Annotated in this window: 17 protein-coding genes, 1 tRNA gene and 4 pseudogenes; 10 read left to right on the top strand and 12 right to left on the bottom strand. The window is 66.7% G+C overall.

All coding sequences use genetic code 11. The features are described from left to right. Positions 1-37: 37 nt before the first annotated feature. Together B1A87_RS20705 and dctA are read left to right on the top strand one after the other, a co-directional pair. A pseudogene (locus B1A87_RS20705) lies at positions 38-855 on the top strand (SDR family oxidoreductase). Between the two features lie 220 nt (positions 856-1075). Next, positions 1076-2554 carry a C4-dicarboxylate transporter DctA gene (gene dctA, locus B1A87_RS20700; protein ID WP_078026566.1) on the top strand — a complete coding sequence of 493 codons (1479 nt, stop codon included), beginning with the start codon at positions 1076-1078 and terminating at the stop codon, positions 2552-2554. Positions 2555-2657: 103 nt separating this feature from the next. Here the strand turns inward: dctA and B1A87_RS20695 are convergent, their stop codons facing one another. The 3 genes and pseudogenes from B1A87_RS20695 to B1A87_RS20685 form a co-directional block, all read right to left on the bottom strand. Then, the gene (locus tag B1A87_RS20695; RefSeq protein ID WP_078026565.1) at positions 2658-3083 is read right to left on the bottom strand and encodes a sterol carrier family protein; all 426 of its coding nucleotides are present in this window, start codon (positions 3081-3083) and stop codon (positions 2658-2660) included. A 120-nt stretch (positions 3084-3203) separates the two neighbouring features. Further along, complete coding sequence (locus B1A87_RS20690) at positions 3204-4220, bottom strand: asparaginase (RefSeq protein ID WP_078026564.1); 1017 nt, start codon at positions 4218-4220, stop codon at positions 3204-3206. A gap of 59 nt (positions 4221-4279) precedes the next feature. After that, positions 4280-5872 (bottom strand): annotated as a pseudogene (locus tag B1A87_RS20685) (molybdopterin-dependent oxidoreductase). Positions 5873-5997: 125 nt separating this feature from the next. Here B1A87_RS20685 and purD point away from each other — a divergent pair. Both purD and B1A87_RS20675 read left to right on the top strand, forming a co-directional pair. Further along, complete coding sequence (gene purD, locus B1A87_RS20680) at positions 5998-7329, top strand: phosphoribosylamine--glycine ligase (RefSeq protein WP_078026562.1); 1332 nt, start codon at positions 5998-6000, stop codon at positions 7327-7329. Beyond that, the gene (locus B1A87_RS20675) at positions 7326-8285 is read left to right on the top strand and encodes a phosphoribosylaminoimidazolesuccinocarboxamide synthase (RefSeq protein ID WP_078026561.1); all 960 of its coding nucleotides are present in this window, start codon (positions 7326-7328) and stop codon (positions 8283-8285) included. Before purD ends, B1A87_RS20675 begins: the two co-directional genes overlap by 4 nt. Positions 8286-8372: 87 nt before the next feature. On the opposite strand, the gene B1A87_RS20670 is transcribed toward B1A87_RS20675, so the two are convergent. Then, positions 8373-9635 (bottom strand): helix-turn-helix transcriptional regulator, encoded by a 1263-nt coding sequence (locus tag B1A87_RS20670; protein ID WP_078026560.1) that lies wholly within the window; start codon positions 9633-9635, stop codon positions 8373-8375. A gap of 131 nt (positions 9636-9766) precedes the next feature. Here B1A87_RS20670 and B1A87_RS20665 point away from each other — a divergent pair, with 131 nt between their 5' ends. Both B1A87_RS20665 and B1A87_RS20660 read left to right on the top strand, forming a co-directional pair. After that, positions 9767-9952, top strand: coding sequence for a hypothetical protein (locus B1A87_RS20665; protein ID WP_078026559.1), 186 nt, complete (start codon positions 9767-9769; stop codon positions 9950-9952). Between the two features lie 117 nt (positions 9953-10069). Then, positions 10070-10414, top strand: a complete 345-nt coding sequence (locus tag B1A87_RS20660; protein WP_078026558.1) for a hypothetical protein — start codon at positions 10070-10072, stop codon at positions 10412-10414. 78 nt (positions 10415-10492) lie between these two features. Here the strand turns inward: B1A87_RS20660 and B1A87_RS20655 are convergent. From B1A87_RS20655 to B1A87_RS20635, 5 genes and pseudogenes are all read right to left on the bottom strand, one after another. After that, positions 10493-10569: transfer RNA gene (locus B1A87_RS20655), tRNA-Pro, on the bottom strand. 140 nt (positions 10570-10709) lie between these two features. After that, positions 10710-12586: pseudogene (locus B1A87_RS20650) on the bottom strand (ABC transporter ATP-binding protein). Then, on the bottom strand, positions 12583-14445 hold the full coding sequence (locus B1A87_RS20645; protein ID WP_078026556.1) for an ABC transporter ATP-binding protein: 1863 nt from the start codon (positions 14443-14445) through the stop codon (positions 12583-12585). The pseudogene B1A87_RS20650 and the gene B1A87_RS20645 overlap by 4 nt, the downstream one beginning before the upstream one ends. Before the next feature lie 81 nt (positions 14446-14526). Further along, positions 14527-15474, bottom strand: a complete 948-nt coding sequence (locus B1A87_RS20640; protein ID WP_078026555.1) for a metallophosphoesterase — start codon at positions 15472-15474, stop codon at positions 14527-14529. 2 nt (positions 15475-15476) lie between these two features. Then, on the bottom strand, positions 15477-17789 hold the full coding sequence (locus tag B1A87_RS20635) for a transglycosylase domain-containing protein (RefSeq protein WP_078026554.1): 2313 nt from the start codon (positions 17787-17789) through the stop codon (positions 15477-15479). A gap of 37 nt (positions 17790-17826) precedes the next feature. Here B1A87_RS20635 and B1A87_RS20630 point away from each other — a divergent pair, with 37 nt between their 5' ends. From B1A87_RS20630 to B1A87_RS20620, 3 genes are read left to right on the top strand one after another with little or no spacing between them, the layout of a single operon-like run. Further along, on the top strand, positions 17827-17982 hold the full coding sequence (locus tag B1A87_RS20630; RefSeq protein WP_009359196.1) for a DUF4177 domain-containing protein: 156 nt from the start codon (positions 17827-17829) through the stop codon (positions 17980-17982). 1 nt (position 17983) lies between these two features. Next, positions 17984-18517: a RidA family protein gene (locus tag B1A87_RS20625; protein ID WP_078026553.1), complete on the top strand. Its 534-nt coding sequence runs from the start codon at positions 17984-17986 to the stop codon at positions 18515-18517. 16 nt (positions 18518-18533) lie between these two features. Further along, positions 18534-19445 carry an NUDIX hydrolase gene (locus tag B1A87_RS20620; protein ID WP_078026552.1) on the top strand — a complete coding sequence of 304 codons (912 nt, stop codon included), beginning with the start codon at positions 18534-18536 and terminating at the stop codon, positions 19443-19445. Between the two features lie 106 nt (positions 19446-19551). Here B1A87_RS20620 and B1A87_RS20615 read toward each other — a convergent pair whose 3' ends face one another. Beyond that, on the bottom strand, positions 19552-20229 hold the full coding sequence (locus tag B1A87_RS20615) for a Crp/Fnr family transcriptional regulator (protein ID WP_056634704.1): 678 nt from the start codon (positions 20227-20229) through the stop codon (positions 19552-19554). A 194-nt stretch (positions 20230-20423) separates the two neighbouring features. Between B1A87_RS20615 and B1A87_RS20610 the strand changes: the two are divergent. Further along, positions 20424-21632: pseudogene (locus tag B1A87_RS20610) on the top strand (MarP family serine protease). 63 nt (positions 21633-21695) lie between these two features. Here the strand turns inward: B1A87_RS20610 and B1A87_RS20605 are convergent. Both B1A87_RS20605 and aroQ read right to left on the bottom strand, forming a co-directional pair. After that, positions 21696-22733: a DUF2332 domain-containing protein gene (locus B1A87_RS20605; protein WP_078026550.1), complete on the bottom strand. Its 1038-nt coding sequence runs from the start codon at positions 22731-22733 to the stop codon at positions 21696-21698. Between the two features lie 2 nt (positions 22734-22735). Then, positions 22736-23212 (bottom strand): type II 3-dehydroquinate dehydratase, encoded by a 477-nt coding sequence (gene aroQ, locus B1A87_RS20600; RefSeq protein ID WP_078026549.1) that lies wholly within the window; start codon positions 23210-23212, stop codon positions 22736-22738. Positions 23213-23232 lie beyond the last annotated feature (20 nt).

Raw genomic sequence — 23232 nt, 5'->3', positions numbered from 1 at the left:
AGCCGGCCACTAGGCCAGGAACCAGCAGGAGTACCGCATGACCACCACGCCAAAGCCCGGACCCGTCGCCGTCGTCACCGGGGCCGGTTCGGGCATTGGCCGGGCGGTGGCCCGCCAAATGCTCGCGGGCGGTTACCTGTCTCTTATACACATCTAGATGTGTATAAGAGACAGCCCTGGCCGGCCGCCGCGAGGCGCAGCTGCTCGAAACGGCAGGCGGCCACCCGGACGCACTGGCGGTGCCGTGCGACGTCACCGTGCCCGAGGACGTCGAGCGCCTTTTCGCTGCCGCCCTCCAGCGGTGGGGGAGGGTGGACGTGCTGTTCAACAACGCGGGCGTGTTTGGCCCGGCGGCTGTCTCTTATACACATCTAGATGTGGATAAGAGACAGGATTACGCTCGCCGACTGGGAAGCCACCGTTGCCGTGAACCTCACCGGATCGCTGCTGTGCGCCGGTGCGGCAGTCCGCGCCATGAAGGCGCAGACTCCACAGGGCGGCCGGATCATCAACAACGGATCCATCTCGGCGCATTCACCGCGGCCGCGGACCGTGGCCTACGCCGTCACTAAGCACGCCATGACAGGCCTGACCAAGAGCATCGAGCTTGACGGCCGCGGCTTCGGCATCACCTGCGGCCAGATCGACATCGGCAATACCGCCACCGAAATCATGGACACCATCGGCGTCGGGTCGGGCGCGCTCCAGGCCGACGGCACCCGCAAAGTCGAGCCCATGTTCCCCGTGGAAGACGCCGCCCGGGCGGTCCTGATGATGGCCGGCATGCCGCCGTCGGCCAGTGTGGGCTCCGTGGTCATCACGGCTGCCGGCATGCCCTTCATCGGCCGCGGCTAACAGGACTTCCCACCGTTTTCCGCTACGTCTTCGGACCTCCGCACACGGGCTCCCGTGCGCGGAGGTCCGAGGGCGCAACGGATTTCTGCATGCCAAAATCCGATGATGAAATTCCGCAATATGGAAAGTGTTTATCCCCTTGCGGAATAATGTGAGCGGGGTTACTTTGGAATTAGACCCCGATTTCCGGGGCTGTCCCCGATTGAATAGGTACAGATCAATGAAGATCCCAGATTCCGCGGCGCTGAAGGCGAGTTCGGCGCCGTCGAAGAAGAAGCCCCTGTACAGGTCGCTCTTCTTCCAAATTCTGATCGCCGTCGTGGCAGGTGTTCTCATAGGGCATTTCTGGCCGGACCTAGGCGCTCAACTGAGGCCGCTAGGTGACGGCTTCATCCAGCTCATCAAAATGATCATCGCGCCGCTGATCTTCCTGGTGATCGTCACCGGAATCTCAGCCGTAGGCGACGTCAAGGCGGTCGGAAGGGTAGGAGTCAAAGCACTTCTGTACTTCACAGCGGCCACGCTTTTCGCCCTGGTCTTTGGCCTGGTTGTGGGCAACATCGTCCAGCCGGGAGCCGGCCTGAACATCGACCCGAGCACCCTGTCGCAGGAGGCGGTCGACGCCAAGACCGGCCACGCCGTGCCCAAGGATGCCGCATCCTTCATCCTGGACATCATTCCCACCAGCGTCATCGGAGCCTTCGCCAGCAACAGCCTGCTGCAGGTCCTCTTCTTCTCGGTCTTTTTCGGGGCGGCCATCGTCGTCATCGGCCGCGAGCGCTGCATGCCGGTTGTCAGCCTCATGGAGACCGTCCTGGAACTGATCTTCAAGATCATGTCCTGGATCATGAAGGTGGCCCCGATCGGCGCGTTTGGCGCGATGGCGTTCATCATCGGCCAATACGGGCTGGACACCCTCGGAACCTACGCCCAGCTCATCGCCGCCTGCTACGGCGCAGCCCTGGTCTTCATCGGGCTCCTGTTCCTCGTGGCGTGGGGCTTCGCCCGCGTCCCGCTGTGGCAGTTCCTCAAGTACACGAGGGAGGAGTTTCTCCTGGCCCTCGGCACGGCGTCCACCGAGGCCGTCATGCCGCGCATCATGACCAAGCTGACCAACGCGGGCTGCTCCCGGGCCACCACCGGCCTGGTGGTTCCCACTGGCTACTCGTTCAACCTCGACGGCGCCGCGATCTACCTTTCGATTTCCCTGCTGTTCCTGGCCCAGGCATTCGGCCACCACCTTGACCTGGGGCAGCAGCTCGCGGCACTGGGTGTCCTCCTGCTGACGTCCAAAGGCATGGCCGGCGTCCCCGGATCCTCCTTCCTGGCCCTCTCCGCCACCGCGGCAGCCCTCGGGATCTTCCCGGTTGCCGGCGTCGCCCTCCTCCTGGGGGCCGACCGCCTGATGGACTCGATGCGCGTGGTGGTCAACCTGCTGGGCAACTGCGTGGCCACCTTCGTGGTCTCCAAGTGGGAAGGACAGTTTGACCGTGACGTCATGGTCCGGGCCTTCAAGGGCGAGATCACCAACCACGATTCGGCGATCATGCTCGGCGTCGAGGACGACTTCGAGGACCAGGAACTTGAACGGATCAGCGGCGGCGGCCAGCCGTCACCCAAGTTCCGTGGCGGCCCGACCGCCGACCAGATCCCCGAGTTCCAGATGAGCAAGCCGTCGGCGGCCATCAACCACGAATAGCTGCACGGCGCTGCGGCCACAGCCTCCAGCTCGTAGCCCGCGACACTCCGCCCCGACTATCCCGGGGCGGAGTGTCACGCGTTAAGGCGACGACAGGCCGTGGCTACAGGGGCAGCAGCGCCGACAGGTCGGCGCGGAGTCCGGAGGCAGCCACCCGTCCGCCCCCGACGGCGTCCGCCCAACTCAACGTGCCGGTCACCATCGCAAGCCAGGTGGCGGCGTCGCACTCGATGACGTTCGGCGGCGTGCCTCGGGTATGGCGCGGGCCTTCGACGCACTGGGTGACGCCGAACGGCGGGACCCGGACCTCGACGGAGTTGCCGGGTGCCCGGGCGGTGACTTCCTCGAGCGAGTAGCGCACCGCCGTCGCAATCACGGACCGGGGGACCTCCGGTGCGGCGGTACCTGCGCCGGTACCCGCAGCGGAAGGTGCGGCGGAACCTGCAGCCGGCGGCGTGCCGGCGGCCGACCATTGGGCCACGGCCGCTCGGCCCTCTTCGGGGTCAATCCGGCGTCGGGAAACAGCCAACGTCCTGGCACCTCCACATCGATTTTCTTCCGTCATTACCCTACGCCACAGGCTCCGGAACCCGGCTGTTTCGCCCTCCGGCCCGGCGCCTGGCCCGCGTAGGGCGGCCAGGTTAGGGGCCTAGTCCAGCAGGGCCGAAACGGCGTGCCCCAGGCGGATCCTGCCCACCGGCCGGCCGCCGCCGAGGACGGGCTCCACCACCTTTTCCAGCACACTGGACACGCCTGGAATATCCACGGCGCCGGCGGCGGCCAGCAGCGTCAGGCCGATCAGCGACGTGGCACGCAGGTTTCCGTCCAGCACCTTCACCGCCACTGATACGCCCTGCGTCGTGGCCATGACCAGGATGCCCTCCGCGCCGATCTTGGCAATGACGTCCAGCTCCTCCATCACGATGGTGTTGGCCTCACCCCTGCCCTGCACGGCCCACGGGTAGTCCAGCATCGACGTGGCGATCGTGGCTGCCCGGGCGTTGGAATTCTTGTCGCCGGGCGCCTTCGCCAGCTTGGAGTAGGCGCGGGCCAGGCCGGTCAGCGAAATCGCGGCCACGGGGGCGCCGCAGCCGTCGATGCCCAGGTGCGCGATGTTCTCGCCCGAATACTCCTCGATCACGGTGCGGATGCGCTGCTGCAGGGGGTGGTTAGGCTCCAGGTAGCTGTGCGTGTCCCAGCCGTTTTCGGTGCAGGCCCACAGGAACGCGGCGTGCTTGCCGGAGCAGTTGTAGGCCAGCCTGGACTTGCCCTTCTCGGAGCGGGTGAGCCACGTTCGCGCTGTCTCGTCCTGCGGCCAGGCGGCCGGGCACTGAAGCTGCTCCTCCTTAACGCCGGCGGCTTTCAGCATGCCCTCCACCACGTCCATGTGGTCCAGCGAGCCGGTGTGGGAGGCGCAGGCGAGGGCCACCTGGGCACCCCGGAGCGGAACGCCGGACTGCATTGAGGCCAGGGCCTGCAGCGGCTTCAGCGTGGAGCGGGCAAGGATGGGGGTGGTGATGTCGCCGAGCTGGGTGACCACCATGCCGTCCGCGGCCAGGACCACTGCTGCTCCGATGTGCCGGGATTCGACGAATCCGCTCCGTTCCACAACCGCGAGTTCGACGGCGGACTCCACAGAGAACGTGGCATGCGAATTTAGTGGCATAGCCCAAGTCTATGGTGCCGGATTCGCATTCCCGGGACCCGTCAGGGGCCGGTCCGCCCCTACTCCACGGTGACCATGACGGACTGCCAGCCGGAAGCGCCATCGGGCACCGGATCCGCCCTTTTCTCCGTCTGGACCTCGCCCGTGCCGTCCGTGGCACGCACCCTGATGTAGTGCGAGCCGGGCTTGGCGTCCCAGTCGAAGGACCATTGCCGCCACGTCACCACGGAGGCCTCGTCAGACAGGACGGCCGGTGCCCACCCGGCGCCGTCGATCTGGACTTCCACCTTGGTGATGCCCCGGGTCTGGGCCCACGCCGTGCCGCCGATCGCCACCCGCCCGGCGGGCACCACGGCGAAGGACTTGGGTACTTCCACCCGGGCCATGGTCTTGATGGGGCCCCGCTCGGACCAGCCGCGCTGCGTCCAGTACGCCTTGCTGTCCGCAAAGCGCGTCACCTCCAGGTCCACCACCCACTTGGTCGCGGAGACGAAGCCGTACAGCCCTGGCACCACCATGCGGACGGGGTAGCCGTGCTCCAGCGGCAGCGGCTCGCCGTTCATGCCGATGGCGAGCATGGCGTCGCGGCCATCCTGCAGGACCTCCAGCGGAGTCGACGCGCTGAACCCGTCGATCGACGTGGAGAGCACCATGTCCGCGCCGTCCTTGGGCCGGGCACGCTTGAGGACTTCGCGGATGGGCAGCCCCAGCCATTTGGCGTTGCCGGCGAGGTTGCCGCCCACGGGGTTGGAGACGCAGGTGAGGGTCACATGGGACTCGATCAGGTCGGCGTCGAGCAGGTCCTGGAACGTGAGCCGGACCTCCTGTTCCACGAGGCCGTGCACGCGCAGTTCCCACTCGTCTGCGTTGATTTCGGGAACGCTCAGCGCCGTATCGATCCGGTAGAAGTCGCCGTTCGGCGTGAGCCAGGGCGTGACGCCGGGCACCGCGGACTGCACCCCGGCGGGCACCGCGGCCGCGGCCTTGCCCGGCGACGGCAGCCGGAGCGACCCGCGGGCCTGCGCCACGTTGCTGCGCGCAGCGCTCAGCAAACGGCCGCCGGTCGCGGCCATCCCGGCGGCCACGGCGGTCAGGCCGGTTGCCGTGAAGAATGCCCGCCGGGTGGTTGCGGGCCGGTCCGGAAGCTTCGCCGCGACGTCGGCCGGGGCCTCGGGAAAGGGCCTCATCCGCCACAGCCGGGAGACCAGGAGCCGCAGCATGATGAGTCCGGCCACCGTTCCGAGGAGCGTCGGCACGGCATCCACCGGCTTGACGCTGGCCCGGGTCACCACGCTGTCTCTTATACACATCTAGATGTGTATAAGAGACAGCAGCAGCACTCCGGCCACACCCAGCGACCACTTGCGGTAGGCCACCACGCCCAGCACGCACGCCAGCAGGAAAATGGTCAGGCCCATGCCCACGAACAGAGCGGCCTTGTCATTCGTGCCGAACGTGGCGATCGCGAAGTCCTTCATCCACGGCGGCGTGAAGTCGATGAACGTGGAGCCCAGCGCGATGACGGGGGTGGCCCGCGCCGTAAAAAACGCGCCGATCAGTTCCGCGACGGAAAGTACGACGGCGGCAGCCGCTACGCCGGCCAGCGCCGCCAATGGGGCGGGGCCCTTGAGCCACTTCGTGAGCTTCTTCATGCCCGTTGTTCGTAGCGGCGGGTCCGGGGGATGGTTCCAGGCGGCGGGAAGCACGGACGGGGGCCGCCGGCCGGGCCCGACACAGCTTAGGAGCCAGCCCTCTCCACGAAGTACGCTTGGAGACTGTGAAGGTACTCGTCATTGGCCCCGGCGGCCGCGAACACGCCATTGTCCGCTCCCTGCTTGCAGATCCCAACGTTTCCGAAGTCCATGCGGCTCCGGGCAACGCCGGCATCAGCAAGCTTGTCCCAACGCACGCCATTGACGGGAACGATCCGGAGGCCGTGGCGGCGCTGGCCACCCGGCTGGACGTCGACCTGGTGGTCGTCGGGCCGGAAGCGCCCCTCGCCGCCGGCGTATCCGATGCCGTCCGTGCCGCGGGCATTCCCGTGTTCGGGCCCAGCAAGGCAGCAGCCCAGCTCGAGGCCTCCAAGGCCTTTGCCAAGCAGGTCATGGCCGAAGCCGGCGTGCCCACCGCCATGGCGCTCGTGGCGGGCAACGCCGAGGAAGCCGCAGCGGCCCTGGACACCTTCGGCGCACCCTACGTCGTCAAGGATGACGGCCTGGCCGCGGGCAAGGGCGTGGTGGTCACCAACAACCGCGACGAAGCCCTCGCCCACGCGCAGAGCTGTTTCGACGCCGGCGGCACCGTGGTGATCGAGGAATTCCTGGACGGCCCCGAGGTTTCCGTGTTCGTCCTGTGCGACGGCCGCAACACCGTTGCCCTGTCCCCGGCACAGGACTTCAAGCGCATCTACGACAACGACGAAGGCCCCAACACCGGCGGCATGGGCGCCTACACGCCGCTGGAGTGGGCTCCGGAAGGCCTCGTCCAGGAAGTCATCGACCGCGTGGCCCAGCCCACCGTGAACGAGATGGGCCGCCGCGGCACCCCCTTTGTGGGCGTCCTGTTCGTCGGCCTCGCGCTGACGTCCCGCGGCACCCGCGTCATCGAATTCAACGTCCGTTTCGGCGATCCCGAAACCCAGGCCGTGCTGGCCCGGCTCAAGACGCCGCTCGGTGCCCTGCTCCTGGCAGCTGCCAAGGGCGAACTGGACAAGGCAGAAGAGCTGCGCTGGTCCAAGGACACCGCAGTCGCCGTCGTCGTGGCGTCCGAAAACTACCCCGACACCCCTCGGACCGGCGACCGCATCCGCGGCCTCAAGAAGGTGGACGAGCTGGACGGCGTCCACGTGATCCACGCCGGGACCAAACTCGACGACGAAGGCAAGGTGGTTTCCGCCGGCGGACGCGTGCTCGCGGTGGTGGCGCTGGGCTCCGACCTCGTCGAAGCCAGGGAAAGGGCGTACGACGGCGTGGAGCTGGTTCAGCTGGAAGGCGCCCAGTTCCGTTCGGACATCGGCGGCAAGGCCGCCCGCGGCGAAATCAAGGTGGCGTCTGCTGCCGCGGCCCCGTCGGCTGCCAAGGCCGGCTCCACTCCTAAAGAAAAGGCATGACAGTGGCTGAACTTGAGGGCAACGGCAGCGAGTCCAGGCGCGGCCTGGACACCGCGCCCCCGGAGCTTCCGGGCTGGAACCACGTCTATTCGGGCAAGGTCCGCGATCTGTACGTCCCGGTGGACGAGTCCATCACCCAGCAGTTCGGGCAGGACTGCGTGCTGGTGGTGGCCAGTGACCGCATCAGCGCCTACGACCACGTGCTTAGCAGCGAAATTCCGGACAAGGGCCGCATCCTCACCCAGCTGAGCCTCTGGTGGTTCGACCAACTGGAGGTCGAGCACCATGTGCTGGCCTCCTCGGTGGCAGACGGGGTTCCCGCCGCCGTGGAAGGCCGGGCCATGATCTGCAAGAAGCTGGAGATGTTCCCGGTCGAATGCATTGCCCGCGGCTACCTCACCGGCTCCGGCCTCGTGGAGTACCGGCAGTCCGGCACGGTGTGCAACATCCCGCTGCCGCCAGGGCTGGTGGACGGTTCCCGCCTGGAGAAGGCCATCTTCACGCCGTCCGCGAAGGCCGAGGTGGGCGAGCACGACGAAAACATCACCTACGATGCCGTCGTGTCCATGGTGGGCGACGACATCGCCGCGCGCCTGAGCGAGCTGACCCTGAAGATCTACACCAAGGCCGAGCGGACCGCCCGCGACCGCGGCATCATCCTGGCGGACACCAAGGTGGAATTCGGCTACGACGTGGTGACCGGCGCCATCACGCTGGGCGACGAGGTCCTGACGCCCGACTCCTCGCGGTTCTGGGACGCCGCCACGTACGAGCCCGGCAAGGCCCAGCCCTCCTACGACAAGCAGTATGTCCGTGACTGGCTGACCTCGGCCGAGTCCGGCTGGGACAAGGCCTCGGACACGCCTCCGCCGGCTCTACCCGCGGACGTCGTGGAGCGCACGCGGGCCCGCTACGTCGAAGCGTTCGAGAAGCTGACCGGCCGGACGTTCCAGTAGCGGCAGCTCTTATGTAGCGGCCGCCTCCAGCAGGCCAACGAAAAGGCGCCCCCGGGATCCGTTCGCGGCGGCGCCTTTTCGGTTGTCTCAGCTGGCTTCGGCCGCGGCGGCCCGGCGCTGCGCGAGCCGGATCTCCAGCATGGCGTCGAGGGCCTGCTGCACGCGGTCCTGGGCGCCGGCGGCGCTGAACTCCTTCTGCGCTTCTTCGAGGAGGACCAGCGCCTCCTCGGATTCGCCCGCTGCCTTGAGTGATTTGCCCAGGAGCAGCGACACCTCGCCGGCCGTGTGCTTGGCCAGTGCGGCGCGCTCGGCGTGGATCTCCCGCAGTTTCTGCACGGCCGCCACGATGTCGCCGGTCAGGTAGAGCCAGCGGGCGCGGATGAAGGCCACCTCGAGCTGGTCCGTCTTGTTGCCGCCCACAATGGACAGCGCAAGTTCGGCGCGTTCGATCGCGGACAGGGTTTCCGGCTCCACGATCCCGGAGGAGAGCCGGACGGCGGCCGACGCCTTGTTGAAGCGGGCCCAAAGATCGATGTCGTTCGCGGGGGAGAGCAGCTTGGCCGCACGCTCGTGGTGCTTGATGCCCTCCGGGTAGTCGTGCCGCATGAACGCGACGTTCCCGATCACCCAGGCCACCTCCCCGGCCAGCTGGGACATGGAGTGCTCGTCCATCTGCTCGTTCATGTCCTGGCAGTACTTCCAGGCCTCGTCCAGGCGACCGCTTTCCGCCAGGGCGCCGATCAGCGCACGGAGCGCGCCGATGATCAGCGTGGAGCCCTTGGGCAGCTGCGCGCACTGTTCCACGGCCTTCTGGGCATGCTCGACGGCGGCGCTCAGCTGGCCCTGCCCGTGGCACAGCGCCGCGAGCATCTGGCGGGCACGGACGCCCAGCCCGGCGGATTCCGTGGCCATGGGGTGCTCCAGCAGGTGTTCCATGACCCTCTGGCATTCCTTCAGCTGGCCCTGCTTCATGAGGCACTCGGCCTGCATGTAGGTCATGTTCCACCAGGCGCTGGTGTTCTTGCCTTCGAGGGCGATGCGCGCGGCCGAGGCGGCATGTTCGGCGGCGAGGGCGTAGTCGCGCAGGTCCCAGGCCTGCCGGGCATACAGCCCCGCCAGGACGTATTCGGCGTCGCTGACTGAGATGGGCTGGCTCCAGGCTTCAAGCGCTTTCGGCGCGAGCTCAAGCCTGCGGGCGAGCTCTTCGATGACGTCAGCCGTGGGTTCCCTGCGGCCGGTCTCCAGCAAGGAAATGTAGCTGGGGGAATAGAGGTCCTTGCCAAGCTCCGCTTGGGTGAGGCCGCGCTCGAGCCGCTCTGCTCGGAGCTTCTCCCCGAATCCGTTACCCACGGGAATCCTCCTTATTCCGGACACGTCTTGTACACAATGCTTGACACGCCCTGTGGAAAACATTTTACAATGTATGTCAACAAGGAAAGTGCTGACTTTGTAACGAATCCGACTCGTATTGAGGACCTCACATGTTGAAGAAGATTGCAGCCGCTGCCGTACTGGCAGGGGCCCTCGCATTCTCCGCCACGGCCCCAGCCGTTCTGTCCGCCGGTTCTGCCGCGGACAACTCGGGCACCACTGTTGCCATTGGCAACTGGCCGGATCCAATGAGCGTGAACTACATGAACATCGGCAACTGGCCGGATCCTATGTAGCAGGCTTTCCTCAGGAAAAGGGCCCCGGGACATGCGCGAACCATGTTCCGGGGCCCTTTCCTTTCACCCAGTTTTCCGCCAGGACCATAGAGGCCGGGACCACAGAAAGGGCACAACATGAAGCAACACGGAGCTAACGGGCTGCAACGGGCTTACCTTCTGTGGACCATTGCGGGTACGTCGCTGATTGTGGCGGCGGTCGCCGGGGCATCGGTCATCGAAGTGCTCACCGGAACGGCCGACGCCGGGAGCCTGGTCTGGGGGATCATCGGCATTGCGGCGCTGCTGGAAGCTCTGGTGCTTTTCGCTGTCGGCCTGCGGTTGCGGCACCGGTACCTGCACCAGGTCCAGGGGTACGAGAGCCGCGGCGACTACCTGGCCGACGACGGTTCTAACCGTGTCCAGATTCCACTGCTCGGAGACGGGCAGGCGCGGCCGAACATCACGCACGAGGGCCTCTGAGCCCCTAATCCGGAAGCCGCGGCAAGCGCCGGGCAGTGCAAAAAAGAGGGCCTCCCCGTGGGGAGACCCTCTTTTGTTTGGTCGGGATGACAGGATTTGAACCTGCGACCTCTTCGTCCCGAACGAAGCGCGCTACCAAGCTGCGCTACATCCCGATCCGCTGCAAAAGCAACTTTACAAGGATAGCCGATGCAGGGCCCACATGCGAAATCGAGGCCAGGACCCCCTGCAGGACTCCTCCAAAGGTGGGGGAGCTCGGCAGGAACCCCAGCCGAGGCGTCGGCCAAGCCACGGCTCAGACCAGCGAATCCTTCCAGGCCCCGTGGAGCCGGGCAAAGCGTCCGCCGCCGCCAATGAGCTCCGCCGGGGTGCCGTCCTCCACCACCTGGCCGTCGTGGATCACCAGCACCCGGTCGGCCGTCTCCACCGTGGACAGCCTGTGCGCGATGATCAGGGCCTGTCTCTTATACACATCTAGATGTGTATAAGAGACAGCCGCGCGGGGGCGGCCGGGCCGCCGTCGTCCGTTCCCTGCAGCAGCCGGGCCAGGCCGGTCTGGACGAGGCGCTCCGAGGGGATGTCCAGCGAGGACGTGGCCTCATCCAGGATCAGGACCGCCGGCCGCGCGAGGACGGCCCGGGCGAAGCTGATCAGCTGGCGCTGCCCGGAGGATACGCGGCCGCCGCGTTTGTTGACGTCCGTGTCGTAGCCCTCGGGGAGTTCGCTGATGAACTCATGCGCCCCCACGGCCCGGGCGGCTGCCTCGATCTCGTCGCGTGACGCCTCCGGCCGGCCCAGGGCGATGTTGTCCGCCACCGAGCCGCTGAACAGGAACGCCTCCTGCGTGACCATCACAATGTTCCGGCGCAGGTCCGCCGTGGCGAGCTGGCGCAGGTCCACACCGTCAAGCATGACCGAGCCGGACGTGACGTCGTAGAAGCGGGCAATCAGCTTGGCGAGCGTGGATTTGCCGGCGCCCGTCTGGCCCACCAGCGCCACCGTCTGGCCGGCCGGGACGGTGAGGTTCAGTTCCGGGATGATGAGCGGCCCGTGGCCGTAGCGGAACTCGACGCCCTTGAATTCGACCCTGCCGCGGGCTTCGCGGAGTTCCACGGCGTTCCGCGGCGGGCGGACGGTGGGAACCTCCTCGAGCAGGCCGGACACCTTTTCCAGGGCGGCCTGGGCGCTTTGGAAGGAGTTGTAGAACATGGCCATCTGGTCCACGGGCTGGAAGAAGCGCTTCGTGGAGAGCATCAGCGCCAGCAGCACGCCGACGGCCAAGTCGCCGGTGAGCACCCGGAACCCGCCGAACAGCAGCACCGCGGCCACGCAGACGTTGCCAATCAGGACCAGGCCCGGCTGGAACACTCCGTTCAGGTTGATAGACCGGACGGTCACCCTGCGGTATTCGTCGGCCAGTTCCCCGTAGCGCGCGTCGTTCTCGCGCTCCTTGCGGAAGGCCTTGACGGCGCGGATGCCGGTCATCGTTTCCACGAAGTGCACGATCAGCCGGGCAGACACCACCCGGGATTCCCGGAACGCGATCTGCGAGTGCTTCTGGTACCAGCGGGCCAGGAAAAACATGGGCACACCGGCGGCCAGGACGATCAGCCCGCTGCGCCAGTCGAGGGCAAAGACCGTGACGGCCGTGAACACCATGAAGAGCATGCCGGAGGCCAGGGAGCTCACGCCGGAATCCAGGAGTTCCCGGAGCGCCTCGAGATCCGAAGTCTGCCGCGCGATGATGCGGCCCGAGGTGTACTTCTCGTGGAATTCGAGGCTAAGCCGCTGGGTGTGACGGAACACCCGCAGCCGCAGGTCCAGCAGCATCGCCTGGCTGAGCTTGGCCGTCGAGGTGACATACAGTGCCGTCAGCACGGAGGCGGCCACCGCCGCAACCAGGTAGGCGACGCCGGTGATCACCAGCGGGACGTTGTCGCCGGCGCGCAGGGCCGGCAGCGCGTGGTCGATGCCGAAGGCAATCAGGGCAGGCCCTGCCACGCGGGCCGCCTGCGACAGGACCACAGTGGCCAGGGTCAGCCAGAACCGCAGCCGGACGGGCCGGATCAGCGATCCCAGCAAGGCGAGCGACCGCCGTCGAACCGCTTTACTGTCGCTCTTGCTGAGGTGGGCGTTGTCCTCGTTGGCGGTGCCGAATGCTGCGGCGCTCATCGGATGTGTTCCCCTGCTTCGTCTTCGAGGGCCGACAGCTCGGAGTCCAGGTCGCGGGGCTCAGTCTCCAGGCTGGCGATGACGTACCGGTAGTGGGCGTTGTCGGCGAGCAGCTCGGCGTGGGTTCCGACAGCGGCGATGCGGCCTTCCTCGAGCAGCGCCACCCGGTCCGCCAGGGCCACGGTGGACGGCCGGTGCGCGACGATCAGCGTGGTGGTCCCTGACAGCACCTCGCGCAGCCGGCGTTCCACGAGCTCTTCGGTATTGACGTCCAGGGCGGACAGCGGATCGTCGAGGACCAGCACCGTGGGCTTGGCAGCGATGGCGCGGGCCAGGGCAATGCGCTGCCGCTGGCCGCCGGACAGGCTCAGCCCCTCCTCGCCGATGAGGGTGTCCAGGCCGTCGGGCAGGGAGTAGGCGAAGTGGGCCTGGGCGGTGTCCAGCGCTTCCTCCAGGATTTGTTCGAGGCCGTCCCCGGGGTCTTCACCGGCGCCGGGGACGGCAGTCGTTGTTTGGACCGCCGCAGTCCGTGCCCCCAGGAGCACGTTGTCCCGGACGGAGCTCGAGAAGAGCGTCGTGTCCTCGAACGCCACGCCCACCACGGTGCGAAGTTCCTCCACGCTGAAGGCGCGCAGGTCCACGCCGTCGATGGTGATGGAGCCTTCCGTGACGTCATAGAGCCGGGGCACGAGCTGGAGGAGGGCGCTCTTGCCGCTTCCGGTGATGCCCACGAGGGCCATGGTTTCGCCGGGCCGGATGTCCAGCCGGATGTCCCTGAGGATCGGCTTGTCCGGGGCGTCGTCGAAGGCGAACGTGACGTTGTTGAAGCTCAGGGCGCCCTTCAGCTCGGCCGGCCGCCGGGGTGCCGCCGGGCTGGTGATGGTGTTCTGCGAATCCATGACCTCGAAGTGGCGGTCCAGGGCGCTCTTAGCGGTCAGGGCCATGGCCAGCAGCATGCCGGAGAACTCCACGGGGGCAGCGATGACGGCCGCGGTGGCGAAGAATGCCACGAGCGCGCCGATGGTGAGCTGCCCGTCCGCCACCAGCATGATGCCCGCCACCAGGCCTGCGCCCAGCCCGAGTTCCGGCAAAAGCGTGACCACCATGCTGAAGGTGGCCTGGTGTTTGGCCTTGGCGATCTCGGTCTGGCGGAGTTCCTCGGCCTGGCCGTTGAAGGTCTCCAGCGCTTCCCGGCTTCGGCCGAAGGCCTTCAGCACGCGGATGCCGTGGACGGATTCCTCCACTGTCGTGGCGAGGTCCCCGGCCTGGTCCTGGCTGCGCCGTGCCACCTTGCTGAAGCGCGTCCGGAAACGGAAGCCGTAGGCCATGATGGGTACAGCCGCGGCGAGGAAGATGAGGGCCAGCTGCCAGCTCATGGTGAACATCACGACGACGCCGATCACCACCGTCAGCGTGGTCACCACCAGCATGATGGCGCCGAACGCCATCCAGCGCCGGAGGAAGTTCAGGTCCGTCATGGCGCGGGAGAGCAGCTGCCCCGATCCCCACCGGTCATGGAAGGAGACTGTCAGGTCCTGCAGGTGGGCGTACAGCGAGACCCGCATCCTGGTTTCCACTGTCGTGGCAGGGTTGATGACGAATGTGCGGCGGAGGGCCACCAGCGCGGCCTCGGCGATGCCCAGGGCCAGGATGACGCCCGCGGAGGACCACACGGCCGCCGCGGTGGCGCCGTGCCTCAGGGAATCGTTGATGAGGACCCGCAGCACCTGGGGGATGGTGAGCGCCACCACGCTGGCCAGGAGCGCGCACAGCAGCCCCATCACCAGCCGGGGGAGGATTGGCTTAACGTGGGGGTACAGTCGGCTGACGGATCTGAAAAATGAACTTTGCTTGGCCATGCCCGCTTCTCAACTCGCGAATGTAGTTTCCCGTAGCAACTACCCTATGCCATCGGTGACCTGGTTCACACGGGTCAGAACTCAGGGACGGGCGGTGAGGGTGAGCAGTACGGCCTCAGGCTTGCAGGCGATACGGATGGGGGCGAAGCGCGAGGTGCCGATGCCGCCCGAGACGTTGACCGGCGTCGTATGTCCGTTGCTCTGCCAGTCGTGGAGTCCCTTGGCGCGCCAAGTGGGAATGTCGCAGTTGGCAATGATGGCGCCGTATCCGGGGATGCAGAGCTGGCCGCCGTGCGTGTGGCCTGCCAGCAGCAGATCCGCGCCGTCCTCGGTGAAGTGGTCCAGCACCCGCTGGTACGGGGCATGGATGACGGCCACACGCAGGTGCTCGGTTGCGTCCTGGCCCCTGGTGCCCCGCGGCCAGCCCGCATACCGTTCACGCTTGAGGTGGGGATCGTCCACACCGGAGAAATCGAACCGCATGCCCCTGAGCACAATCGACTGGTGCCGGTTGGTCAGATCCACCCAGCCGCCCATGCCGAAGCCGGACCGCAGGCGCGGCCAATCAAGTTCCTCCTCGTCCTGCTTGGCCTTGGAGGGGCCGAGCAGGTACGACGCCGGGTTCTTGAGCCGGGGAGCGTAGTAGTCGTTGGAGCCCGGAACGAAGACGCCCGGGAAGTCCAGGAGCGGTGCCAGCGCCGTCAGCAGCGGATCCACCGCCTTGGGGTGGCTGAGGTTGTCGCCGGTGTTCACCACGAGGTCGGGCCTCAGCCCGGCCAGCGAACGCAGCCATTCCGCTTTCGCCTTCTGGCCCGGAACAAAGTGGATGTCGCTCAGGTGCAGGATCCGGAACGGGTCCCGTCCCGCAGGCAGGATGGGAAGGGTTTCTTCCCGCAGCACAAACTGGTTCTTCTCCCACAACCCGTAACTCGTGGCCGCGAGGGCTGCCACCGCTCCCGCTCCGGCGGTTACGGCAAAGCCACGCCCGATGCTACGGACGCGGCTCGCCAGCTGCGATGTGTCGATCACCGTCAGCCATTCCCCTTGTTGCCGTTGCCGTTGCCGTTTCCGTTGCCGTTTCCGTTACCGGTGCTGCCGCCCGTGTTGCCGGTCTGCGGGGGCTGGGGGTTGTTCGGTACGGGGACCGAAGGCTGGAACTCCGGGGTCCCATAGAGCAGGTTGGACGGCGGTTCCGGGAACGGATCGGTGCCGTAGGTGGGAGCGATTTGGGACATGAACTGGGAGAACATGGGACCGGCGATCATGTAGCCGTCAATGCCGGTGTAGAACTTGCCGTTCACGGTGACGTTCTGGCCGGCCCGGTCCTGGGCGCCCAGCGCATCACCGAACCAGGCGGCGGTGGCAAGCCCGGAGGTGTGGCCGACGACCCACGTGGAGCCGTTGTTGTTGGACGTACCGGTCTTGGCAGCGATCGGGAACGTGGTCCGGGTGGAAATCCGGGGCTCGATGAGCGAACCGGAGCCCTCGTTGAGGACCTGCTGGAGCGCGTAGTTCACGCCGCGGGCCACCTCGGGCTTGACGGCATCCCGGCAGGCGCTCGACTGGGCGGGGAGCTGTGCCCCCGTCTGGTCGGTCACGGACGTGATGGCGATCGGGGCGCAGTATTTGCCGTCATTCGCGAACGTGGCGAAGGCGCTGGCCATGGTCAGCGGAGCCGTCTGCGTCGAACCAAGCAGGTTACCCAGCGTGGTCATGGTGACCTTCGGATTCGCATCAACGATGGCGTTCGTTTCCTTGTCGCGGACCGGCAGCCCGCCGTGCAGTCCAACCGCGTCCACGACCTTCTGGATGCCGCACAGGTCAACCTGGGAAGCTGAAGCAAAGGTCGCCGTGTTGATGGAGTTCTTCAGGCCGTCCAGCACGGTCATGTTCCGGTAGTAGCCCTCTTCGGCGTTCTGGAGGTCATCGGTTCCGTTGCTGCTGTCATACCAGCCGACGGTGGGCGTGGAACATGTGTTCCTCCACGGGAAGTCCTGCGGGTACCGGCGCTGGCTCGCATTGACGATGGTGTTCATCGACTTGCCCTCGTCGAGCCATTCGGCAAAGGTGAACGGCTTCATGGTGGATCCCGGCTGGGCGCCTCCGAGGCCGTTCAGGTCATTGCCCTGATCGTCATATTGATCCACGCTGAAGTTGATCTGGGAGTCGAACTTTCCCTTCCCCGGGAACCACGAGGTGTTCTGGGCCATATTCGTGATCTTGCCGGTCTTGGGTTCGACCGAAACGAGCGCCGCGCCCCACTTGTCCGGGTTGGCCCCCGCGGACGCGTTCACCTGGTCCTGGGCGGCCTTCTGTGCCTTGGGATTCAGGGTGGTCTTGATGGTCAGGCCGCCGCGGAAGATCTTCTTTTCACGCTCGGTGGCGTCCGCGCCGTAGGCCGGGTTGTTGAGCAGGAGGTGCAGCACGTAGTCGCAGAAGTACGGCGCAGTTGGTGAATAAGCGCAGCCCTGGCGTGCCGGCGTGACCTTGGGCTTGACCGGGGTGGCAACAGCAGCTGTGTGCTGGGCCTTGGTGATCTTGCCCTGGGCCAGCATTGCGTTCAGCACCAGGTCCCTGCGGACCTTGGCGTTCTCCGGGTGCGTGATGGGATCGAAGGCCGAAGGGCTGTTGACCAGGCCGGCAAGAAGAGCGGCCTGGGGGAGTGTGAGGTCCTTGGCGGAGGTGCTGAAGAAGAACTTCGAAGCGGCCTCAATGCCGTAGGCGTCCCGGTTGAAGAACACGATGTTGAGGTAGCCCTCGAGGATCTGTTCCTTGGTGAACTTCTTCTCCAGGGCGATGGCGAGCTTCATTTCGCGCAGTTTGTCGCCCACGCCCTTGTTGACGCCGTTGAGCTTGACGTCCGCGGTGCGGCCTTCGGATTCCAGCGAGGCGTTGAGGACGTTGTTGACGTACTGCTGGGTGATGGTGGACGCACCCTGCTTGTTGCCCCGGGCCGTGGCCACGAGTGCCCGGAGGATGCCTGTGGTGTCGACGCCGCCGTGCTCGTAGAAGCGGTTGTCCTCAATGGCGATCACCGCGTCCTTCATGTACGGGGAGATCTGGTCCAGCGGCACGCGGGTGCGGTTCTCCGCATAGAGGTTGGCGATGACGCTCCCGTCCGCTGCCAAAATCTTGGTCGACTGGCTGGGCGGGTCCACCTGCAGCTCCGCCGGGAGAGTGTCGAAGAATTCGATCGAGCCACTGGCTGTGCTGCCTGAAACAGCGGCGGCCGGAACCAAAAGGCCGGCCACCAACACACCGCAAATAGCGCTCACGCCAAGGAAACCTAAAATCTTTCCGAGGGTGGTGGCCGTGTCGAATAAAGGGTTCCTACGAGTCGCCATGTTCTCCAGTTTACCGGCAAGTACTAGGCTTTAGTTCATGACCAAATGGGAGTACGCAACGATTCCGCTCATCATCCACGCCACGAAGCAGATTCTGGACCAGTGGGGAGAGGACGGCTGGGAGCTCGTCCAGGTAGTCCCCGGCCCCGACGGCAACGGTCTGGTTGCCTACCTCAAGAGGGAGAAGCAGTAGCATGACCACGCCCCAGGAAACCGCTTCCGGCGCTGCGGCGGCGCCGTCGTCCGCCGTCGAACAGCGCCTTGCCGAGCTCGGGCTGACCCTCCCGGAAGTGGCAGCCCCCGTGGCTGCCTACGTGCCGGCCGTCATCAGCGGCAACCACGTCTACACGTCCGGACAGCTGCCGTTCATTGACGGCAAGCTCGAAGCCACGGGCAAGGTGTCCGCCGGAACGGAAGGAACCTCCGACGAGCCCACCGTGTCGCCCGAGGACGCCAAGGCCTATGCCGCCGTCTGTGCCGTCAACGCCCTGGCCGCCGTCAAGAGCGTCATCGGCGACCTCGACCGCATCACCCGGATCGTTAAGGTCGTGGGTTTCGTGTCCTCGGACCCGTCCTTCACCGGCCAGCCGGGCGTCATCAATGGCGCGTCGGAGCTCCTTGGCCGGGTCTTGGGTGACGCGGGCCAGCACGCCCGCTCCGCCGTCGGTGTTTCAGTCCTGCCGCTCGACTCTCCCGTAGAAGTCGAACTGATCGCCGAATTCAGCTAAGGACCGGTCGCTTCCTTTGCCCCAGCTAGCACGTCGCCTGTTTGTACTACCTCCCGAACTCGAAGGGGCAGCACAAAGCTGGGTAGAACACGGCGAACGCACGCCGCGCGCCGCCCGGCTGGCCTCCTCGGTGGTACTCCTCCGAGATTCGCCCACCGGCCTGGAGACCTGGCTGGGGTACCGGCCGGGGTCTTCGCCACTGGGCGTCCTCGCCTTTCCGGGCGGCTCCCTGGATGCGTCCGACGACGACCCCGTCGGCTGGCTGGGCCCCTCACCGCAGCATTGGGCCGAGCAGATGGGGACGGACGACGTCGGGCTGGCGCGCCGCCACGTGGTGGGCGCCATCCGCGAACTGTTCGAGGAGACCGGCGTGCTCCTGGCCGGACCGGACCTGTCCTCCACCGTGGAGGCCACGTCCACGTCCGAGTGGATGAAGGCGCGCGAGGCCGTCGCTTCCCAGGAGAAGTCGTTCACCGACGTGCTGGCCAAACGCGGGCTGTCCGTCCGGACCGACCTGCTCAAGTCCCTCGTGAACTGGCTCAGCCCGGACTTCGCGCACCGCCGCTTCAACACGCGGTACTTCGCAGCGACTGTCCCCATGAACCAGCAGCCCAGCCTGCTCGCGAGCAAAGGCGTCTGGGGCCGGTGGGTGTGCGTCACCAAGGTGGTCAGCGAACGCGACACCACCGCCCTGGGCGATGAGGTGGGCCAGGAAAACACCGTGGGCCTCAAACTCGGCCAGCTGCTGGTGCCCGGTTCCGAGATCATGCTCGAGAAAATGGCGGCGGCCAACGGATGCATCGCCTACCTCAGCTACAAGCGCACCCCGCACGTCTACCAGCCCAAGCTGGTCGAAGAAAACGGCACCCTCATGCTCGAGGTCGAGGCCGCAAAGACCGTAGCCGGAGAGCCCCAGCGGGAGCGCTAGGGCTGCCGAAATCACCTGGCGACACGAGAAATGCCTGGCGACACCGGAATTCCGGTGTCGCCAGGCATTTTCTGTGTCCTAGGGACCTTTGCGCGTCATTTCACGCTTAGCGGGAGCGCTGGCGGAGGCGCTGCATGTCCAGGATGACCACGGCGCGGGCCTCAAGGCGCAGCCAGCCGCGCTGGACGAACTCGGCCAGGGCCTTGTTGACCGTTTCGCGGGAGGCTCCCACCAGCTGGGCGAGCTCTTCCTGGGTGAGCTCGTGGGCCACCAGGACGCCGTCGGTCGCGGGGCGGCCGAAGCGGTCGGCCAGGTCCAGGAGGGCCTTGGCCACGCGGCCGGGGACGTCGGAGAAGACGAGGTCGGAGAGGGAGTCGTTGGTGCGGCGCAGGCGGCGTGCCAGCGCCTGCAGCAGCTGCGCAGAGACCTCCGGGCGGGTGCGGAGCAGGGAGTTCAGGCTCTCGTTCTTGAGCCCGGCCAGACGCGTTTCCGAGACGGCCGTGGCCGTGGCGGTGCGCGGGCTGGGATCGAACAGTGCCATCTCGCCGAAGAGCTCGCCCGGGCCAAGGATGGCCAGCAGGGATTCGCGGCCGTCGGGGGACGTGCGGCCGAGCTTCACCTTGCCGGAGACAATGAAGTACAGCTGGTCACCCTGGTCACCCTCGCGGAAAACGGATGCCCCACGCGACAGGTCAACTTCGGTCAGCTCGTCCGTCAGCAGACGGAAAGCTTCGTCGTCCAGCGTGGCGAAAAGGGGTGCGCGGCGCAATACCTCGATGTCCATGAATTCTCCTGATTAAAAGTGTCGTCTGGGGGCGCTTGTGCCATTGTTTCAGAATTTTGAACGATCTGTGACGTACTTGGCAGCTGAAACGCCCTAAAAGGCGCTAGGCAGCCGCGGCGGGCCCCTTGCGGTCCACGGCAAATTGTCAGACTCCGCCAGTAGAATCGGGGCGAAGCTGCCTGTGAGGAGACCGCGTGTTTGGCCTGACCGTTCTGGACCTTGCGTTGATCCTGACGCTCCTGTCCTACCTGATTTACGGCCTGCGCAACGGGTTCCTGGTCACCGTCGGTGGCCTTGCGGGATTTGCCGCCGGCGCCATCGCGGCATTCCTGTCGGTGCCGATCGTGAGCAACTTCGTGGAAGACAGCAGCTGGAGGCTGACCGCCATCATCGGCACCGCCGTCGTGCTGGTGGTCCTCGGCAACGCGCTGGGCACCATGATCGGCCGCAGCATCCGCAGCGCCGTGCGGCTGAAACCGCTCCGCGCCGTGGACAGGACGGTTGGCGGCGCCGTGAATCTGGTCGTGGCAGCGCTGGTCATGTCCATGCTGGCTTTCAGTATCAGCTCCCTCGGCGTGCCCTTTGTCTCCCAGCAGCTTGCCGAATCAAAGGTCATCCGCTTCATCGACGGGCTGACGCCCTACCCGGTGAAGACCGCCATGGCCCAGCTTCGGTCGGCGGTGATCGGTGACGGGATCCCCAGGCTGATCGAGGGCATCGGGCAGGAACAGCAGGTCCCTGTTCCCGATGCCAACACCGACACCCCCGCCCTGAACAGGGCCGCCGGTTCGGTCCTGAAGATCGCGGGCACGGCGTTCCAGTGCGGGCAGAACCAGACCGGAACAGGCTTCGTCGTGTCGCCCGGCAGGGTTGTCACAAATGCGCATGTCGTGGCGGGCGTGTCGCAGCCCGTCGTCGAGATTCCAGGCGGCGGGGCGATGCCCGGCCGGGTGGTCTACTTCTGTCTCTTATACACATCTAGATGTGTATAAGAGACAGATCTCGCCGTCCTCGCCGTCGACGGCCTGCCCGCCGCAGCGCTGGCCCTGAGCCCGGACCTGCCGGCCGGCACCAGCGCCGCGTTTGCCGGCTATCCCCATGGCGGTCCCTACCAGTCCAAGCCCGCCACGGTGCAGGGCATCTCCACCGTGCTGGTGCCGGACATCTACGGGAACAACCCCGTCCCGGACGAGGTCTACAAGCTGGCCGGCGACGTCCAGCCCGGGAACTCGGGCGGGCCGCTGCTGACCACCGGAGGTCAGGTGGCGGGAGTGATCTTCGCGAAGGCCACGTCAAACACGGCGCTGGGCTTTGCCATCCCCATGATCGACCTCCGGCCCGTCGCGGAGAGGGCGCCGAGCCTCAGCAACGCCGTGTCGTCAGGCCAGTGCATCCAGAAGTAAGTGGGCGGTCCTAAAACAGGTGATTCCGGCCACAGGCTGCAGCCCTGCAGCCCCAACCCACGGCTAGAGCCACTCCAGGCTCTGCCCGTGAGGACCCGTAATGGCCACCGGCCGGCCGTTGTGGAGCAGCAGGAAGTTTCCCCGGAGCCTGCCTGGCGCCATCTCCGGAACCACGCTGGACCCGTCCTCCTGGGCAATCACCGTTTCGCCCTCGTTGGACAGCCAGTGGCACCCGCGGCCGGCCGCCAGGTCCTGCACCGTAGCGCGGAACCGTGAGCGGCCGTCCGCACTGAGGTAGCCCATGACGGCGCTGTGGAACACCACCAGTGCCGCGTCGGCCGGAGCCAGGCCGGCCAGGGACACCAGTTGCTGGTTCAGGTCGCCGGCCACCAGCAGCGGCGGGTTTTCGCGCGCGACGCCGATCGCCTTCCGCAGCCGTTCGCGGCGGAAGTCCTGTTCGGGCCAGATCAGCGCTTCCAGCCAGGCGACGTCGTCGTCGTTTCCGACGTCGAGGGGGTTCAGGTCGATCCCGGCCCGCCACACCACCTCGGGGAGCTTGTCCGGCAGGGGAACCGCGCCGGAGACAGCGCACCGCAGGACGGGCGGCACGGGTGCCGGCGGCTGTCCCTCGGGGCGGGGTTCCGGAAGCAGCCGCGTGACTGTTGCGCCGTCGTCGTACTCGTAGCCGTACCGGTCCGGGAACAGGGCAAGCCCGGCGGAGGCGCCCACCTCGATCAGGGCGAGGGGCTTTAGTTCGGCGGCGGAGATGGCTGCCAGGGACGGCAGCAGGGTGGCGCAGCGGCCCACCTCGTTCGTTTGCGTGGCGCGGGACAGGACAGTCCGCGAGATGTCCGCCCAATGCGCATCCAGGAACGTCCGGAACTGGCCGTAGGGGGACACCTTGGCGCCCAGGTAGCGGGCAGCGGCCAGGAGCAGCAGCGGCTGGCGCTTGTTGTGCGGCCACTGGTCGATCCGGGCGATCAGCGCGGGGTCGTCGGCGATGTGCAGCGACCAGTCGGCATAGCAGGCTGACGAACCCGGGGCATCAACCGTGCCGAAATGCCGGTACCAGTCTGCGGTGCCCAGGGCCGCGGCAGGCATTGTCAGGCCTTGCCGGCATTCAGGTCGGCGAGGTATTCCACCGCGAAGCGGTAGCCCATGATCCCGGCGCCCGCGATTACGGCCTTGCTGATGTCCGAAAGGTAGGAGTGGTGCCTGAACTCTTCGCGGGCATGCACGTTGGTGATGTGGACCTCCACCGCAGGCAGCTGCACCGCGGAGATGGCGTCCCGGATCGCCACCGAGGTGTGGGTGTAGGCGCCGGCATTGAGCACGATGCCGATCGCCCTGCCGCGGGCCGCGTGGATGGCGTCCACCAGCGCGCCCTCGTGGTTGGACTGGAAGCACTCAACGTCCAGCCCGTGCGCCGCCCCGGCGTCCTTTGCCAGCTGTTCGACGTCGGCCAGCGTTGCCGTGCCGTACTTCTCGGGCTCGCGGGTGCCCAGGAGGTTCAGGTTGGGGCCATTGAGGACAAGGATGGTGCCGCGGCCGGCTTCGGTGGCGGAGGGGGCTTCAGTCATGGGTGCAAATCTATCGCGTC

This window comes from Arthrobacter sp. KBS0703, assembly GCF_002008315.2.
Classification (GTDB): domain Bacteria; phylum Actinomycetota; class Actinomycetes; order Actinomycetales; family Micrococcaceae; genus Arthrobacter.
This window is presented reverse-complemented; position numbering and strand designations above follow the sequence as displayed.